At 41.0% G+C, this 15,507-nt stretch carries 15 protein-coding genes; 8 read left to right on the plus strand and 7 right to left on the minus strand.

The window, feature by feature from the left end; all coding sequences use genetic code 11:
* The first annotated feature begins 865 nt into the window (after positions 1–865).
* The 5 genes from CLI64_RS27515 to CLI64_RS27535 all read left to right on the plus strand — a co-directional run bounded on the left by CLI64_RS27515 (position 866) and on the right by CLI64_RS27535 (position 4,038).
* Entirely contained in the window at positions 866–1,543 is a 678-nt protein-coding gene (locus tag CLI64_RS27515) for a response regulator transcription factor (RefSeq protein ID WP_103140186.1), read from the plus strand.
* 429 nt (positions 1,544–1,972) lie between these two features.
* Positions 1,973–2,506, plus strand: coding sequence for a gluconokinase (locus tag CLI64_RS27520; RefSeq protein ID WP_103140187.1), 534 nt, complete (start codon positions 1,973–1,975; stop codon positions 2,504–2,506).
* A gap of 139 nt (positions 2,507–2,645) precedes the next feature.
* Positions 2,646–2,987, plus strand: coding sequence for a DUF1815 family protein (locus CLI64_RS27525; protein WP_103140188.1), 342 nt, complete (start codon positions 2,646–2,648; stop codon positions 2,985–2,987).
* 73 nt (positions 2,988–3,060) lie between these two features.
* Positions 3,061–3,252: a hypothetical protein gene (locus tag CLI64_RS27530; protein WP_374703951.1), complete on the plus strand. Its 192-nt coding sequence runs from the start codon at positions 3,061–3,063 to the stop codon at positions 3,250–3,252.
* Positions 3,253–3,441: 189 nt separating this feature from the next.
* Positions 3,442–4,038: an Rpn family recombination-promoting nuclease/putative transposase gene (locus CLI64_RS27535; RefSeq protein ID WP_103140189.1), complete on the plus strand. Its 597-nt coding sequence runs from the start codon at positions 3,442–3,444 to the stop codon at positions 4,036–4,038.
* Between the two features lie 55 nt (positions 4,039–4,093).
* Here CLI64_RS27535 and asnS read toward each other — a convergent pair whose 3' ends face one another.
* Together asnS and CLI64_RS27545 are read right to left on the minus strand one after the other, a co-directional pair.
* On the minus strand, positions 4,094–5,485 hold the full coding sequence (asnS, locus tag CLI64_RS27540) for an asparagine--tRNA ligase (RefSeq protein ID WP_103140190.1): 1,392 nt from the start codon (positions 5,483–5,485) through the stop codon (positions 4,094–4,096).
* Between the two features lie 85 nt (positions 5,486–5,570).
* The gene (locus CLI64_RS27545) at positions 5,571–5,936 is read right to left on the minus strand and encodes a hypothetical protein (RefSeq protein WP_103140191.1); all 366 of its coding nucleotides are present in this window, start codon (positions 5,934–5,936) and stop codon (positions 5,571–5,573) included.
* A gap of 50 nt (positions 5,937–5,986) precedes the next feature.
* Between CLI64_RS27545 and CLI64_RS27550 the strand changes: the two genes are divergently transcribed.
* A complete protein-coding gene (locus CLI64_RS27550) occupies positions 5,987–6,283 on the plus strand; it encodes a DUF6439 family protein (RefSeq protein ID WP_103140192.1) in 297 nt (98 codons plus the stop codon).
* 58 nt (positions 6,284–6,341) lie between these two features.
* On the opposite strand, the gene CLI64_RS27555 is transcribed toward CLI64_RS27550, so the two are convergent.
* Both CLI64_RS27555 and rlmD read right to left on the minus strand, forming a co-directional pair.
* Positions 6,342–6,791 carry an anti-sigma regulatory factor gene (locus CLI64_RS27555; RefSeq protein WP_103140193.1) on the minus strand — a complete coding sequence of 150 codons (450 nt, stop codon included), beginning with the start codon at positions 6,789–6,791 and terminating at the stop codon, positions 6,342–6,344.
* Positions 6,792–7,202: 411 nt separating this feature from the next.
* Positions 7,203–8,585: a 23S rRNA (uracil(1939)-C(5))-methyltransferase RlmD gene (rlmD, locus tag CLI64_RS27560; RefSeq protein WP_103140194.1), complete on the minus strand. Its 1,383-nt coding sequence runs from the start codon at positions 8,583–8,585 to the stop codon at positions 7,203–7,205.
* 147 nt (positions 8,586–8,732) lie between these two features.
* On the opposite strand from rlmD, the gene CLI64_RS27565 reads away from it, so the two are divergent.
* Positions 8,733–9,218, plus strand: coding sequence for an allophycocyanin subunit alpha-B (locus CLI64_RS27565; protein ID WP_103140195.1), 486 nt, complete (start codon positions 8,733–8,735; stop codon positions 9,216–9,218).
* 1,068 nt (positions 9,219–10,286) lie between these two features.
* Here CLI64_RS27565 and glgA read toward each other — a convergent pair.
* The 3 genes from glgA to CLI64_RS27580 all read right to left on the minus strand — a co-directional run bounded on the left by glgA (position 10,287) and on the right by CLI64_RS27580 (position 14,298).
* On the minus strand, positions 10,287–11,765 hold the full coding sequence (glgA, locus tag CLI64_RS27570) for a glycogen synthase GlgA (protein WP_103140196.1): 1,479 nt from the start codon (positions 11,763–11,765) through the stop codon (positions 10,287–10,289).
* 347 nt (positions 11,766–12,112) lie between these two features.
* On the minus strand, positions 12,113–12,868 hold the full coding sequence (locus CLI64_RS27575) for a circadian clock KaiB family protein (protein WP_103140197.1): 756 nt from the start codon (positions 12,866–12,868) through the stop codon (positions 12,113–12,115).
* A gap of 122 nt (positions 12,869–12,990) precedes the next feature.
* Positions 12,991–14,298: a type IV pilus twitching motility protein PilT gene (locus tag CLI64_RS27580; protein ID WP_103140198.1), complete on the minus strand. Its 1,308-nt coding sequence runs from the start codon at positions 14,296–14,298 to the stop codon at positions 12,991–12,993.
* Between the two features lie 712 nt (positions 14,299–15,010).
* Between CLI64_RS27580 and CLI64_RS27585 the strand changes: the two genes are divergently transcribed.
* Positions 15,011–15,388 (plus strand): hypothetical protein, encoded by a 378-nt coding sequence (locus CLI64_RS27585; RefSeq protein ID WP_103140199.1) that lies wholly within the window; start codon positions 15,011–15,013, stop codon positions 15,386–15,388.
* Positions 15,389–15,507: the final 119 nt, after the last annotated feature.

The raw sequence follows: 15,507 nt of genomic DNA on the forward strand, positions 1-15,507 counted from the left end.
GGGTATTGGGCATGGGGCTTTGAGAGAAGGAGACAAGGTAGGAGAGGAAAAACTAATAACTAATGACTAATGACTAATGACTATTGACCAATGACTATTGACTAATAACTAAATAACTAATTTTTATACCCTTTTGGTTAGTTGCGTAAGTATAAATTCTTAATTATTAGTATTTTTCTGGTTCTTTTCTATAAGTTACGAATATTTTTATATGGTCAACTTTATTTGCAAAGTGGGGAAATTAGTATAGAACAGTAATCAGAGAGCCGCTCGATGAGTAACAATACAGTGATCTGGTGCAACAAAATACGAGTTTATTACTTGCGAGTTTGTTGTTCTAGATAGATAATAGTTGTCTACCCGGATAGTGTCTGGTTTCGCCAAGCAAACCCGGAGGTTATTGAGCGGATCGTCCGAGAACACTTGATAGGCATAATGGTGGTGAAAGAATATGCGTTTTTAACCCATCCTTTGCCAACAACTCCCTTACTTGCTCGTAAACATCTTTAAAGATTAAGGCTGAACATCGGCAGGGTATTGTAGAGTAGTCAGCCTATGAAAGTGCAGGTGGTTTGACAGCTAGGGTCATCATAGACCAACACTTACTGAGTGAACTACTGTGAACTAGAAAGATTATTATTTAATCAGTGTTTTTTCACCCACCACTTTCAAAGGGATATATAATAGCGCATTATAATTACTACTGCTCTACGTATCCTTACTAGAATATTGCCAATGAGCTAACAGTCTTACAGAAAGTGGAAACTACTTGTGAGACTTCAAGTCAAGCAAGGGTAAGTTAAGTGGGAAAAATGACAACATCTCAACAATCCACCATATTAAGGATAACTATATCAAGACCTTGATGGATCGAAGCGCGACAAGTGCCACTGCTATGAAAGAGCCCAGCATGAAAGATCACAAACGACTTCTACTGATTGATGATGACCCTAACCTCATCTTGCTGGTGAAGGACTATCTGGAATTCCGAGGATATGAAGTCATCACCGCAGAAAACGGACGGGAAGCTTTAGAGATTCTCGAACATGAGGTTCCCGACATGATTATCTGTGATGTGATGATGCCGGAAATGGACGGATACACATTTGTAGAACAAGTCCGGCAAAATGACAAAACAAGTTGGATTCCTGTCCTTTTCCTGTCAGCCAAAGGACAAAGTGCAGACCGAGTTAAAGGTCTCAATAAAGGTGCCGATGTCTATATGGTCAAGCCTTTTGAGCCAGAAGAACTCGTAGCACAGGTAGAATCTTCCCTGAAACAAACTATCCGTTGGAAAGACCACCAAACCAAAGGAGGCGAAAATGGTTCTCGCATCCAAGTTCCGTTTGATGTGCAATTGACTCCGACTGAACTGAAAGTAGTGCAGTTTGTAGCTAGGGGTTTAGCTAACCGCGAAATCGCTGAAGAATTAAACGTTAGTCAGCGCACGGTTGAAAGCCACGTTTCCAATATGTTGGGCAAAACCAATCTCCATAACCGCACTGAGTTGGCGCGGTGGGCGATTGAAAATCAAATGGCTTAACTAGCTATCAGCGTTCAGCCGTCAGCTTTACAATAATTAACTGACTGCTGACAGCTGATAGCTTAATTATTGCAGGAAGAAATAGGTGCGTAGGGGTATAAGGGTGTGAGGTTTGGGTGGATTTTTTGAAATTTCCTAAAAACCAAGAACTTTACTCTTCATTATCATTGGTAACTGCTGAGGTGTTATCTGTTGGACGCTTTTCAGGAAACCAACAGTTTTAAAAAATTCCTCATTTGCTTTTTCCGTGTTGTAACGAGGATGGAGAAAGAGCCACAACACGGCGACTTAATAGAAGCAAGGATTGAAAACCCTAAATTTTGTTAGAATGATAATCACACACTTCAGTTAAGGAACTATTGCTAGGCAAAGTTTTGGGGTAAAAATTTAGATGTACCTTGGACTCAATTCCTTACTAGACACTTGCTCATGATTATCCTGCTGATGGGTGTTTCTGGTTCTGGGAAAACCACTATAGGACAGATGCTAGCAACATCTTTAAACTGGGAGTTTATTGACGCAGATGATTTCCACTCGCCAGAAAACGTTGAGAAAATGCGCCGTGGTATTCCTTTAAGTGAAGCGGATAGGATACCCTGGTTACAAGATTTACAAACGGCAATTAAGCAATGGTTGCAAGAAAATAGAAATGTTGTGCTGGCGTGTTCTGCACTAAAAGCAAGTTATCGTCAATTTTTAGTCATAGATAGGGATGATGCTCTGCCCACCGTAGGTGACGATGCTCCGCCCACCGTAGGCGATCGCATTAAAATAGTTTACCTCAAAGGGTCTTATGATGTGATTCAACAACGACTGCAAGCCCGTCAAAATCACTATATGAACCCCACACTCTTGAAGAGTCAATTTACTACACTAGAAGAGCCACTAGACGCTGTCTGTATAGATGTTACAGCCCCGCCGCAAGTCATAGTTAGAGATATTAGAACAGCTTTGCAAATTTAATTTAAGTAGAACGACTGGGAAAAACTAAACTGAGTGAAGAATAATACAATATCAAAGAACCCTCTTCCCTTCTGTCTCGTCTTCAAGATCAATCTTCACTTTGTCCTAGCTTAACTGCGATCGCAGTAGGAGAAAACGTATGTTTCTCAGATTAGCGCAACAACATCAAGAATTTATTCACGACTTGGTCATTAACTTGCAAGCCCTAGCGATCGCGCTAGAGAATAAAGGGTACACTACATCTTTCTATACCTGCGGCGACCAAATGAGAAGTGCTTCCTTCATGGTCAGTTTAGAAGAAAAGCACTTAATTCGGTTTTTAGTCTCTGACTATGGAATCACTTGGATGGAAATGTGGGATGACCGCGAGTTAATGAAATGTGAGGGTGCAGAAGCCATCACCCAACTAGACGAGTTAGCTAATTTAGTTAAGTATCCTAACGGCAAAATTCCTAAATTACATTTCTTCAGTAAAGTTTGATGGGTGTTAGAACATCTAGCGTCAACAAATTTAACATTTATTCAAAATTAATCATCCTTAATTTATTTAAATTATGTATGACAATATCTGTAAATTTATTGCCGAAAATTTCAAAGATGACTTAGCAACCTGGTTACTAGGTTCACCGATTAAACTCACAGAATTAAGTCCTACGGAACTCTCAAATGAACCTATCCGTGCCGATTCGTTAATCCTATTACAGTCGGATAACCTAGTTCTACATACTGAATTACGTCTAATGTGAATTAAAATCGGGTAATTCCGTAGATATTTTTAGGGGCGGGTTCACCGAGATCATCGTTAATTGTTCATGATATTTGATTAACCCGCCCCTACCAAGTCTCATTAGCTCCCAGCATCGGCTATTTTTGGGATATAGAAGGTTTTCCTAATTCACATCAGGCGTGAATTTCAAACTGATGCAGACGAAGATATGCCCTTTCGGATGTTAGATTATCGTGTGAGGGTGTATCGGCGTTTTCCTGAAAAACAAATGCGTCAAGTGGTTATCTATTTGCGAAAAACCGCTTCTCCATTGGTCAATAAAGATGATTTTCGGTTAGAGAAAACTTACCATGAGTTTGAGGTCATACGCCTATGGGAAGAACCAACAGAAAGGTTTATGACTGTTCCTGGCTTATTACCCTTCGCTGCCTTAAGTCAGACTAAAGATCCTACAATGGTATTAAATGAAGTAGCAAAGGCGGTTGAAGCAATTACAGATCAACAGCTACAAAGAAACATAGCAGCCGCCAGCGCAATTCTAGCAGGTATCGTTTTACAAAAAGATGTAATTAGCAGAATTTTCAGGAGTGAGATTATGCGCGAATCAGTCATTTATCAGGAAATTCTCCAAGAAGGTAGAGATGAAGGTAGAGTTGAAGGTCGAGTTGAAGGTCGAGTTGAAGCAACAAGAAAGTTAGCTTTAAATCTACTACAAATAGGTATGGATGTAGAGCAAATTGCTCAAGTAACTGAATTATCTCTTGAGCAAGTTCAGGCTTTACAAAAACAGATGCAAGAATCTTAAAATCTCAACAAAAAACCCGCGTTTGCGGGTTTTTTTCGTCTCATTGATAGTGAGATTAAAACTCAGCGTTTTGTGGTGTACGGGGGAAGGGAATCACATCACGAATATTTCCCATACCTGTGATGAACTGCACCAGTCTTTCAAAACCCAAACCAAACCCAGCATGAGGAACGGTACCGTAACGACGTAAATCGAGATACCACCACAAATCTTCAGACTTCATTCCTTGGGCTAACACACGGCGTTCTAAGACATCTAAACGTTCTTCCCGTTGTGAACCGCCAATGATTTCCCCAATTTTCGGTGCTAGGATATCCATTGCACGGACGGTTTTTTCATCATCATTCAGGCGCATATAAAAGGCTTTAATTTGTGCGGGATAATCTGTGACGATGACTGGTTTTTTAAAAAGTTGTTCTGCTAAATAACGCTCATGTTCTGATTGTAAATCTAAGCCCCAACTTACAGGATAATCAAATTTCACATCAGCTTTTTCTAATAGTTTGATGGCATCTGTGTAAGTTAAACGCTCAAATTGATTGTTAATGATATTTTCAGCTGTAGCTAAGACTGTATTATCAATGCGTTGATTGAAAAATTCCATGTCTTCTGGACATTTTGCTAACACATAATTAAAAATGTGTTTGAGAAACGCCTCAGCTAAATCCATATCACCTTCTAGATCACAAAACGCCATTTCCGGCTCAACCATCCAGAATTCTGCGAGGTGACGGGAGGTGTTGGAGTTTTCTGCACGGAATGTGGGGCCGAATGTGTAGACGTTGCTAAAAGCCATTGCCATGACTTCGGCTTCTAGTTGTCCACTGACGGTTAAGTAGGTGGGTTTAGCAAAGAAATCTTGACTGTAATCGACGGCTTGATTTTCTGTGCGGGGGACATTCTTTAAATCTAAACTGGTGACACTGAATAGTTCCCCTGCGCCTTCGCAGTCGCTAGCGGTGATAATGGGTGTGTGTACCCACAAAAAACCTCTTTCTTGGAAAAATTGGTGAATAGCTGTAGAACAGGCGTTTCTGACGCGGAAAACTGCACCAAAAGAGTTGGTACGCGATCGCAAATGTCCAATGGTGCGTAAAAATTCAAAGGAGTGGCGTTTTTTTTGCAATGGATAAGTTTCGGGATCAGCATCACCGTAGACTTTCACTGCCTCGGCTGTTAACTCAATGCGCTGTCCCTTCCCTTGGGAAGCCACCAGCACACCTTTAACTTCCACTGACGCGCCTGTGTTGATTTGTTTTAAGATGGCTTCGTAGTCTGGTAAATCCTGATTGATGACGACTTGCAAATTAGCTAGTGATGAGCCGTCATTAACTTCAAGAAACGCAAATCCCTTAAGTTCACGCTTGGTTCTCACCCAGCCTTGAACTACTAAAGACTCATCAGGTTGACCACTCCGCAATATTTCTGCAATCCGTTGACTTACCATATTCTGCTATCGATAGGGTTTGAATATAAGGCGTACTATTTAAAGAATGCTAACAGCTAATTCTATTCAAAATCCAATATTGAGGCTACGCAACCAAGGACTTTAATATCCAGCCTATAATAACGCCCATACCGCCAAAGCGAATAGCTTGCCAGAAAGGTTTTTTCAGGCTACGCCAAGAAAATAACTGACTTTCTAAGTTGAGTTCTAGCAATTCTAGTTGCTGTTTAATTTGCCGTAACTCTGCTTTGATTTCTGGTGTCTGATGCTGATTGTGCTGCAATTCTTGGCGACGTTGTTGCCATTGTGCCTTTTCGGTGCGATCGCGCTGCACTTGATCATACCGTTGTTTAAACGCCGATAGCGATCGCTCTAATTCTGCTAGTTCTTGTTCTAAATTAAATTCTGGATTTTCCCCTGACTGCTGGGATGATTTTTTTGGCGGCTTCATTTACAGGTAGTACAGTAATAAGTAAATGTAACTGTTGCCAATGGTTATTTATGTCTCAACCTAGCCAGGTTTCACAAACCAATCAACTCAATGAATTTAGCGACTTAGAACTAGCCCAAGCCCTGATGGAAAGGCTGAGTATTTCACCTAACGATTGGCATCGCCTCAAGTCTAACCGCAATTCCCGCGCTAGTGAACAAATCGCAGCCGCTATGATATTTATGCTCAAAAACCAACCCCAAGAAGCTCTTGTTAGACTAGAACAAGCTGTTGGTTGGTTAAATCGTTCTATTTCCGCCCCTCCCTGTCCAACGCATGGAAATAAGGGAATGGGGACTGGGGACTAGGGACAAGGAAAGAATTTCCTCATACCCAGTACCCGATCCCCAATCACCAATCCCCAATTTACCGCCTCAAAGACAGACGGGGGCGGTTTTCCATTTGCTTACACAGTCTTAGTTCTGTCCCTTTGCGATTCCACTCTACTTGATCAAAAATTTGGTGTAGCAGACACATACCTCTGCCACTTTCTGATTCATCAGGTGGTAAATAATCGGTTGGGTCTTCATTTTCACTATTCGTAGGACTAAAGCCAGAACCCTGGTCTGATATCACCCACCAATATTGATTGTCTATTAGGGAAAAGCGGACTACAACTTTTTTACTCGGATCAAGATTATTACCATGTTTAGCTGCATTTACTAGGGCTTCTTGGAGTCCTAGCCGCAGTTCTGCTTGTAATTTGGCTGGAATTTCCGCCAAAAGTAAGTCTAAGATAGGACAGAGATAAAGCGTTGAGGCGAAACTAAGTGTGCCCCAATAACGTCCAACTGGACGAAGGGAAATGGTAATCACGAGAGAAACCCCATAGCTTTCATTTAGCTAGACATCAGTTAGTTTTTACGGACAGCCTGATATTATTTGAGGTAGTCATACTGCCTTCAAACTTACGTCTTGATTAATAGATATTGAAAATGCTGGGGAGCATTGACTCTGTTGATTTTGTGTGATTGTTGATACATAAAACGACTTGAATTCATTCATGCTATTACATTTAGCAAGTTGAAAAATCATAGGAATTACAGAGTTAATAAAGTTCTCTTGAAGTCGTCGATTTGTAATTTCAACAATCTTTTTATTAGTGGATAGAGCCTATGCAACTTTAGTTGTATGAGCAAAATTATTGATGTTTTGATGTTAATCCGATTTTAGCATTTTTACTATGCAATAGACTACAAATTTGCAATTTGAGTTTTTTGTAAAGGACTAAGTATCCTTGCCAAAATGTGATAACACAAGAAAGGCGGCGGCTTCAACATGAGATGTTTGAGGGAAAAAATCGGCGGGTTGAATGCGTTCAATCGTGTACAAGTCATGTTCACAAAGTAATTTCAAATCACGAGCTAGGGTAGCTACTTTGCAGCTGACGTAAACGATGCGCTCTGGTTTCGACAATAATAAAGATTCGATGACAGCGCGATCGCATCCCTTACGTGGCGGGTCTAGTATGACTACACTCGGTATTATTCCCATGTTTGGCAGTAATTTCTCAGCCGCACCCACTTTAAATGTTACGTTATGTATACTGTTGCGCTCGGCATTAGCGATCGCTTGTTGAACTGATTGAGTTTGTAATTCTATTCCTATAGCTTGCCGTACCTGCTTTGCTAGGGGCAAAGTTAACGTACCAATGCCGCAATAAGCATCAACTAAGACTTCATCACCCTGCAATTGTAGTTGTGACTGAATAACATTTAAGAGAGCTTCAGCAGTTTCCGTAGAAACTTGGAAAAATGTATCGGGGCGGACTTGAAATTCTAATCCCGCAAATGTTTCTCGCAGATACGGTATTCCTGCAATGCAGCGAGTTTCCGCACCGAAAATAGCATTGGTGCGCTGGGGGTTGTAATTTAATGACACTCCCACTAGCTGGGGATATCGCTTTAGCCAAATCTCGGCTTGCTTAGTAATTCTTGGTAAATCTTGATCTTTGACCACCAAAGTTAATAACATTTCACCCGTCCGCCTACCAATGCGGAGACTCAAATGGCGAATTTGTCCTTGATGGCGGTTTTCATCATAAATTGTCCAGCCTTGCTGTTGAATATCTTGCTTAACTTCCGCTAATAACGGATTTAAGCGTGAATCCTGGACTGGACATTGATTTAAATTCACTAATTGATGGCTACCCTTTTGGTAATAACCAGCTTGTACTTGACCCGTAGTAGAAATATTTAATGGATAGGTGGACTTGTTGCGATAATCCAAAGGTGAGTGTGCTACGAGGACGGGATCTACTGATGGTGCAGTAAAACCACCGATGCGTTGTAAAGCTTGGATAACCTGATCACGTTTGGCAATGATTTGATACTCATAATCAATATGTTGCCACTGACAACCGCCACACTTGTCAGCCACAATGCAGCTAGGGCGAATGCGGTGTGGGGAAGGTTGTAATAATTCTTTAAGTTTGCCGTGAGCGTATTTAGGTTTGACATTTACCAAGCGTACCAGAGCGCGATCGCCTGGTACAGTATCCGGCACAAACACCACCCGTTCTTGAAAACGCCCCACACCGTCACCTGTATCGCTCAAATCTGCGATCGTCAGTTCTATTAATTCACCCTGTTGCCAAATAGAATTAGTCATTAGTCATTAGTCAATAGTCAACAGTCAACAGTTATTCTTTCCCCGTTCCCCCTGCCCCCTGCCCCCTGCCCTCATTCTTCCCCTCTTCACTTCTGTACCTCCAACTCGTTAAACTAACAAATAATATTTCGCGTGATTTAAATAATCATGACTGTAATTAGCCAAGTTATTCTCAAAGCCGACGACGAACTGCGTTATCCCAGCAGTGGCGAACTCAAGAGCATTAAAGAGTTCTTGCAAACTGGTGAACAAAGAACACGCATTGCTGCTACCTTAGCGGAAAACGAAAAAAAGATAGTCCAGGAAGCCACCAAAAAACTTTGGCAGAAGCGTCCTGATTTTATCGCACCTGGCGGTAACGCTTACGGTGATAAACAGCGCGCTTTGTGCATCCGTGACTATGGCTGGTACTTACGCCTAATTACCTACGGTGTACTTGCTGGCGATAAAGAACCAATTGAAAGCATTGGTTTAATCGGAGTGCGGGAAATGTATAACTCCTTGGGTGTACCTGTTCCTGGAATGGTAGAAGCTATCAATTGCCTAAAAACAGCATCTTTAGACTTATTAAGTGCAGAAGATGCAGCAGCCACAGCCCCTTACTTCGATTACATCATTCAAGCGATGTCTTAGTAATTAAGTTTAAGCTGGTTCTACAACTGTGCTTCTAATCTACTAGATTGAGTGTGAAGTCTTAACCTCATACATCGATAAAATCTCCAATTTGATCATACCTCCCCACATTTGGTTGTGGCTGTGGCCAGTTCTGTGTCAAGTTACCAACCAGAGGTGGGGAAATTTTATTTAGTCAATGGTCAATAGTCAATAGTCAATAGTCAATAGTCAATACTTATTACTCAATAGTCATTACTCATTACTCATTACTCATTACTCATTACTCATTACTCAGCACTCATTACTTCTACCTTGTCTCCCTTGTCGCCCTTATCCCCAGTCCCCAGTCCCCAGTCCCCAGTCCCCAGTCCCCAGTCCCCAGTCCCCAATCCCCAGTCCCAATACAAACAAAAAGCCGACAACCTTGTTCACAAGACTGTCGGCAATTAGTGTGTTCCCTATTAATGACTCGGCTAGAGTTCAGTAATGAGGTAATCATCTCAATTTGTTCACGGAGATCCAAGGATCTTAATCATAAATCTATGTGATTGTTATCACTTAACTTTTTAAAAAAGGCTGCATATCTAGGTAAATTATGTCACCAGTACGAAAGCAAAACTACTTATAATAGCAAATTCACGTAAAAAAATCGCAAAATTTAGCTTTTTTTTAATCATGATTACGGATCGAAAAAAAATAAGTTCTGCTGTGCTACGTTCTGTGTCTGAGCGATATCAGGAAAGAATAGGAAGGTTGATTTTCTCTGGATATGTGTTTTGTTCTTGAAGTTGAGCCTCCTTCTATCTGCTATCTGTTATGTTGACACTGCACCATCATGGGAAAGAATTTTTAACAACAACAAAATTTTATATTTCTTTATATTTATAGTAATTTTCCTGTTGAGCAGGAGTTTAATCAGTTTTTCTAGGGATGTTGTTGTAGGTTTTATTTGGATTTGTGGATAATTAATTAACTATGATACTCTGTTTTAAATCAAGCGATTGCTTTATTTAAATTTCCGAGAGTTAATAAATAGAAAAGCCAGTAATATAAGTTTACTGGCTTCATTAAATAAATACAGTGGGATTACCACTTATATCTAATCCAGTCGTAAATACTTAAGTATTCTGTGCCTGGGTAATTCCACGAATAGTCATATTTCATACCCTGAGTAGCTAGTTTTTGAAACTCTTCAGGAGACTGATACCACAAGTCAATTGCTCGATTCATTGCTGATTCTAAAGCATGATTATCAGTTTGATAAAAGACATAACCATTACGTTTTTCTGCTGGTAAATCTGGGTCGTAATCACGGTCAAATACTGTGTTGACCAATCCACCAACACCCCGCACTATAGGGACAGTACCATACTTTAACCCAATCATTTGGGTTAAACCACAGGGTTCATAATTGCTGGGAACAACAATCATGTCTGCCCCAGCATAAATGAGGTGAGATAATTCTTCATTAAAGCCCAGTTCTAAATGAACATCTGGGTTACTATTCAAAAATGCTTTTTCATGACGAAAATGGTCGTTAATTCTGGGTTCTGTGGCTGAACCTAGCAAGACAAATTGTGCTTCTTTATTCAGGGAATGATAAATGGCGTGGTGGACAAGATGCACACCTTTTTGATGATCTAAGCGACCGATATAAGCAATGATGGGTTTATCAGAGGCACGGAGCATTAATCGCTCACGCAAAGCTTTTTTGTTATATATTTTTTGTTCAAAATCGTCGGCAGTGTAGTTATACGGTATGTAACGGTCAATTTCTGGATTCCAAAAATCGTAATCGATACCGTTGAGTACCCCTTTAAATTTATCTCGCTGCAAATGCAAAGTATGACCTAAACCACAGCCGACTTCTGTATGTTGAGCTTCAAAAGCGTGGTGGGGTGAAACTGTGGTGACTGCATTGGAGTAAACAATCCCCCCTTTCATGTAGTTCAATGCAAAGGGATTGAAGTTGTCACGCAGCTTATCGTATTGGAAGTAATAGGATTCTCGATTTAAACCGGTAGCCCAAAGAGTTTTAACACCTCCAATTCCTTGATGTTTAAAGTTGTGGATGGTGTAACAAACCCGTTGATGTGCCATGCCATGATACTTGTAAATTTCGTACAGCATGACGGGAATTAAGCCTGTTTGCCAGTCATGGCAATGAATGATATCAGGACGCTTATTGCTTTGATGGAGAAATTCTAAAGCAGCTTTGCTAAAGAAGGCAAAGCGCATATCATCATCGTCACAACCGTAGTAGCAACCACGATTGAAGAAATTATCTTCTGAGTGGGGTTCAATGAAGAAACACACCCGTCCATGTACCCAACCGCAGTAAACGGTACAGTGAATTGCCCCACCAAACCAAGGCACAGATAAGTTTAAGTAAGCCTCATGTAACCCCCAAATATGGTCGTAACGCATACAATCATACTTGGGTAAAATTAGTTCGACGCAATTGCCCCGAATGTCTAATTCTCGACTCAAACCGTAAACGACATCCCCTAAACCTCCTGCCTTAATTACAGGAGCGCATTCCGAGGCAATCTGTACTATGTACATTCCTAGTCCTCGCTTTACAAAAGTTTATCTTTACTATACATCCCAGTATATGAAAGATTTACTCATTGACAACCGAGTGTTTGAGTGATAAACGCACATAGATTACCTGAAACTTAGATTTATTCACTAAAAGTTCAAGATTTCTTGACTTGATTCAACACTCCACTCACCACTCATCACCGGCTAAACGCCGCGCTACCGCTAACATCACCAGCTAAACGCCTCACTTCCGCTAACACCACTCAAATCAATTCAAAATTAAAGAATTGATTACTCATTACTCATTACTCATTACTCATTACTCATTACTCAGCACCGGCTAAACGCCGCGCTACCGCTAACAGCACTCACCAATTCTCTTTCGCTCCTAACATTTGTAGAAGTTTTTCGGGATTATCTAAATCACCAACTAGACGGCGAATGGGATGAGGCCAAACTTTTACTAGGGTGGGAGTGGCAGATACTTGATCAATTTCTGCTTGTTCAGGATTCGTTAAAACATCAATGACTTTCATTGTGTAGGGGTATCGTAGCGATCGCTCTAATTGTTCATGTAGATTCTTAAGGATACGTTCTGTATTGGCACTATGTCCGGCGACAAATAAACGCAGAACATAGGGCTTGATTTGAGTCTTTTGTATTGGTCTAGCTGGAGGATAATATCTTGGTGCTGGTTCAGAAAGGTCTAAATTGACGACTAGATCATGTTCTTCCCAGAGTTGAGGAAATGCGGATTGATAGGTGGATAGTACCATGCGATCGCACAACCCATCCTGCCAAGGCGCAGGTTGCCATACCAAGTCATTAGTCTCGAAAATTGCATTCAATATAGCCTGATGCTTCATTACCAATGGATAAGCTTCCGCGAATGTCTTCACTTGCTGGGTTTGCGGATCTAACCAGTGGTCAATAGTAGCTGTATAACATGGAACCAGAAAATGAGGCGGTTCTGGTAAATCGAGAATTTCTTGCAAAGCAGTACATAGATGCGAATGCCATCGACCTTGCTTATCAGGGTCAATACAGTAAATTAAATCTCCTCCTGGTGTGAATAGGGCAATTCCCTTGAATAACTGAGGTTGAAATAGCTTATCTGTAGTCAAGTTAATTTATTTAGGGGACTGGGGACTGGGGACTGGGGCATGGGTTATGGGGCATGGGGCATGGGGTAAAATCTTTTCTACACCCTTACACCCTTACACCCCTACACCCTTACACCCCTACCTTAAACTCTTCCTCGGAGGAACTGAGCCATTTCATTAGGCGTTGGAGACATTTCTAAGGCTGTTTCTTCAGTGATGCGACCTTCTTGATAAAGGTTGAGCAACGACTGGTTCATAGTAATCATACCGTCAAAACCAGCTTGCTTCATCAATTCGGTAATTTCATCATACTTACCATCTTTGATCCATTCTTTAATTGCCTCTGTATTAATCAGGATATCGTGGAAAGCTGCCCGCTTGCCGTCAGTTGTCCGGCACAAGCCTTGAGCAATGACTGCCACTAAAGATTCTGCCAGTGCTACCCGCATCGCATCTTGTTCTTCACCTGAATAGAGGTTCAAAATCCGTTCAATGGTTTTTACCGCACTGTTAGTGTGCAGAGTTCCCATTACTAAGTGACCAGTTTGAGCAGCTTTTAAAGCTGTGTTGACGGTTTCTTTGTCCCGCATTTCACCCACTAGAATCAAATCTGGGTCTTCCCGCAAAGCTGCCTTTAAGGCATTATCGAATTTTCGGGTGTGCATCCCCACTTCCCGTTGCTTCACTAAAGATTTACGGCTTTGATGCACAAATTCCACAGGGTCTTCAATGGTGATGATGTGTTTAGCCATTTCTCGGTTGATATAGTCAATCATGGCTGCCATTGTTGTGGATTTACCAGAACCCGTGGGGCCTGTCACCAGAATTAAGCCTTTGTGATAATGACAAATATCACGGAAGACAGGCGGTAATCTCAATTGATCAATAGACAGAATTTTTAAAGGAATCAACCGCAGAACCATTGCATAGCCTTTGAGCGAGTCAAAGACGTTAATCCGAACACGGGCAAATTCGTACTGAGTCGCACCATCAAATTCTAGATGTTCTTGGAATCTTTGAATTTCTGCCTCACTCATTACCTCTCGCAACCAACTCATGAAGATTGCTTTGTCCGTTTCTGGGTAGTCTGTAGGGGTAATCTCTCCTCGGTTACGGAAGCGGGGGACTTCACCTATTCCTAAGTGAATATCCGAATAACCTTTATCAAAGGCTTCCTTAATAATCTCACCTAAAGTTAGCCCTGAACTAGCAGGACTAGCAACAGGCATTGGTGGTGGCATTCCCGGACGGTGCGCCGCCGCAGGAGGAGCTGGAACTGGGGGAGGTGGTGCGGCTTGTCCGCCACTTCTATTCACTGAAGACATATCCAATGTTTGGGTATATTGGCGTTGCGTCATCACATTTGGGGGTGGTGGCGGTGGCGGCGGTGCTGGCGGCACATTTCTCACAGTCACAGAGTTTGGATTGGAGGAATTGGCTGGTTCTGTCATATATCTTTAGAATTTCGCAGTCAAACAGGGAATGAGTAGAAATCTTGGCTCAACAGCTTGGGAATTTAGAAAACAGGGAACTTCAGGCTTCTGACTAATGTGAGAGGGTTCTGTAACACTCTGTTACATTGCTTTTGTTGGCTTTGTATAGTTTGTGACGCTAAAATAAAAACAAAAAAAATAACTATACATAAACTGGTTTAGCCTAAGAGTTTCAGAAAAAACCTCAGTAAATATATTGTTAATAAATAGTGTTTGATAATGCAGAAAAATACGTCACTGAGGTTGCAATATTTTAAATGAGAAATTAAATGAGAGAAGTTTGGCTGTGTTGACTATAAGTGACTAGCAGTTAACAGTGAAATCATCCGTAGATAATTTGTTGAGTCCGTTGAGACAATTATGAGAAACATCGCCATTTTTTATAAGAAATGTTAAGCATAATGCTACTCACAAGCCTGAAATAAACTTTTTGGTCAAATGATTTTTAGCTGCTATGCCTGAAGATAGATATTAAAAGTGGTATTTATGGTGAAATGTGAACTCAACTTTACATTCATAGTTACAAAAAATTAATTGTAAAGTTTAATAAATAAACCCTCATTTTTGCGGATGAGTTTTATATACTGAAACTTCATTGAATCATTCAGTTGCTTGCTCAAGCGAGATATTACTGAAATTAAATTTTGCTGTGTACTTAGGAGGAAAAGTCATGGTTTTGGCTCAGAGTTCTAATCTCGGAAAGACCTACTCCTTGTTAATGATTAAAAGTTTTTTGATATGGACTTTTACATTGGCAGTATGCTTGTTGGTTGTCGGGTTTCCATTGGTTGTATTAATGGCTACGGTCGGATGTTTGTTGTCGATTGTTTTGCAATCTGTAATGCCTGTTAGCGCAGTATTGCTTGTTGCAGGTGGTTTGATTATGTTTAATGTGATGTCCGTTTTAATTGGTGCAGGTGTGCTGACCATGAAAGGTGTACATCCAACAGAAGTTCAATGGTTGAGCTGGTTACACGGCGGAGAAGCAGAGCAACTGCAAACAACTGTATATGCGTCTTGCCCACTAACTTGCGACCTCAAAATGTAGTTATCCCAAAAAATTCGACAAAAAGCATCTGCCCGGTTAAGCCGGGTTTTTTCGTTTTTGGGGGAATTAGGGAATTAGGGGTGTAGGGGTAGCAGAGGAAGAAAAACAATAACTAATGA

It is taken from the genome of Nostoc sp. CENA543, assembly GCF_002896875.1.
Classification (GTDB): domain Bacteria; phylum Cyanobacteriota; class Cyanobacteriia; order Cyanobacteriales; family Nostocaceae; genus Trichormus.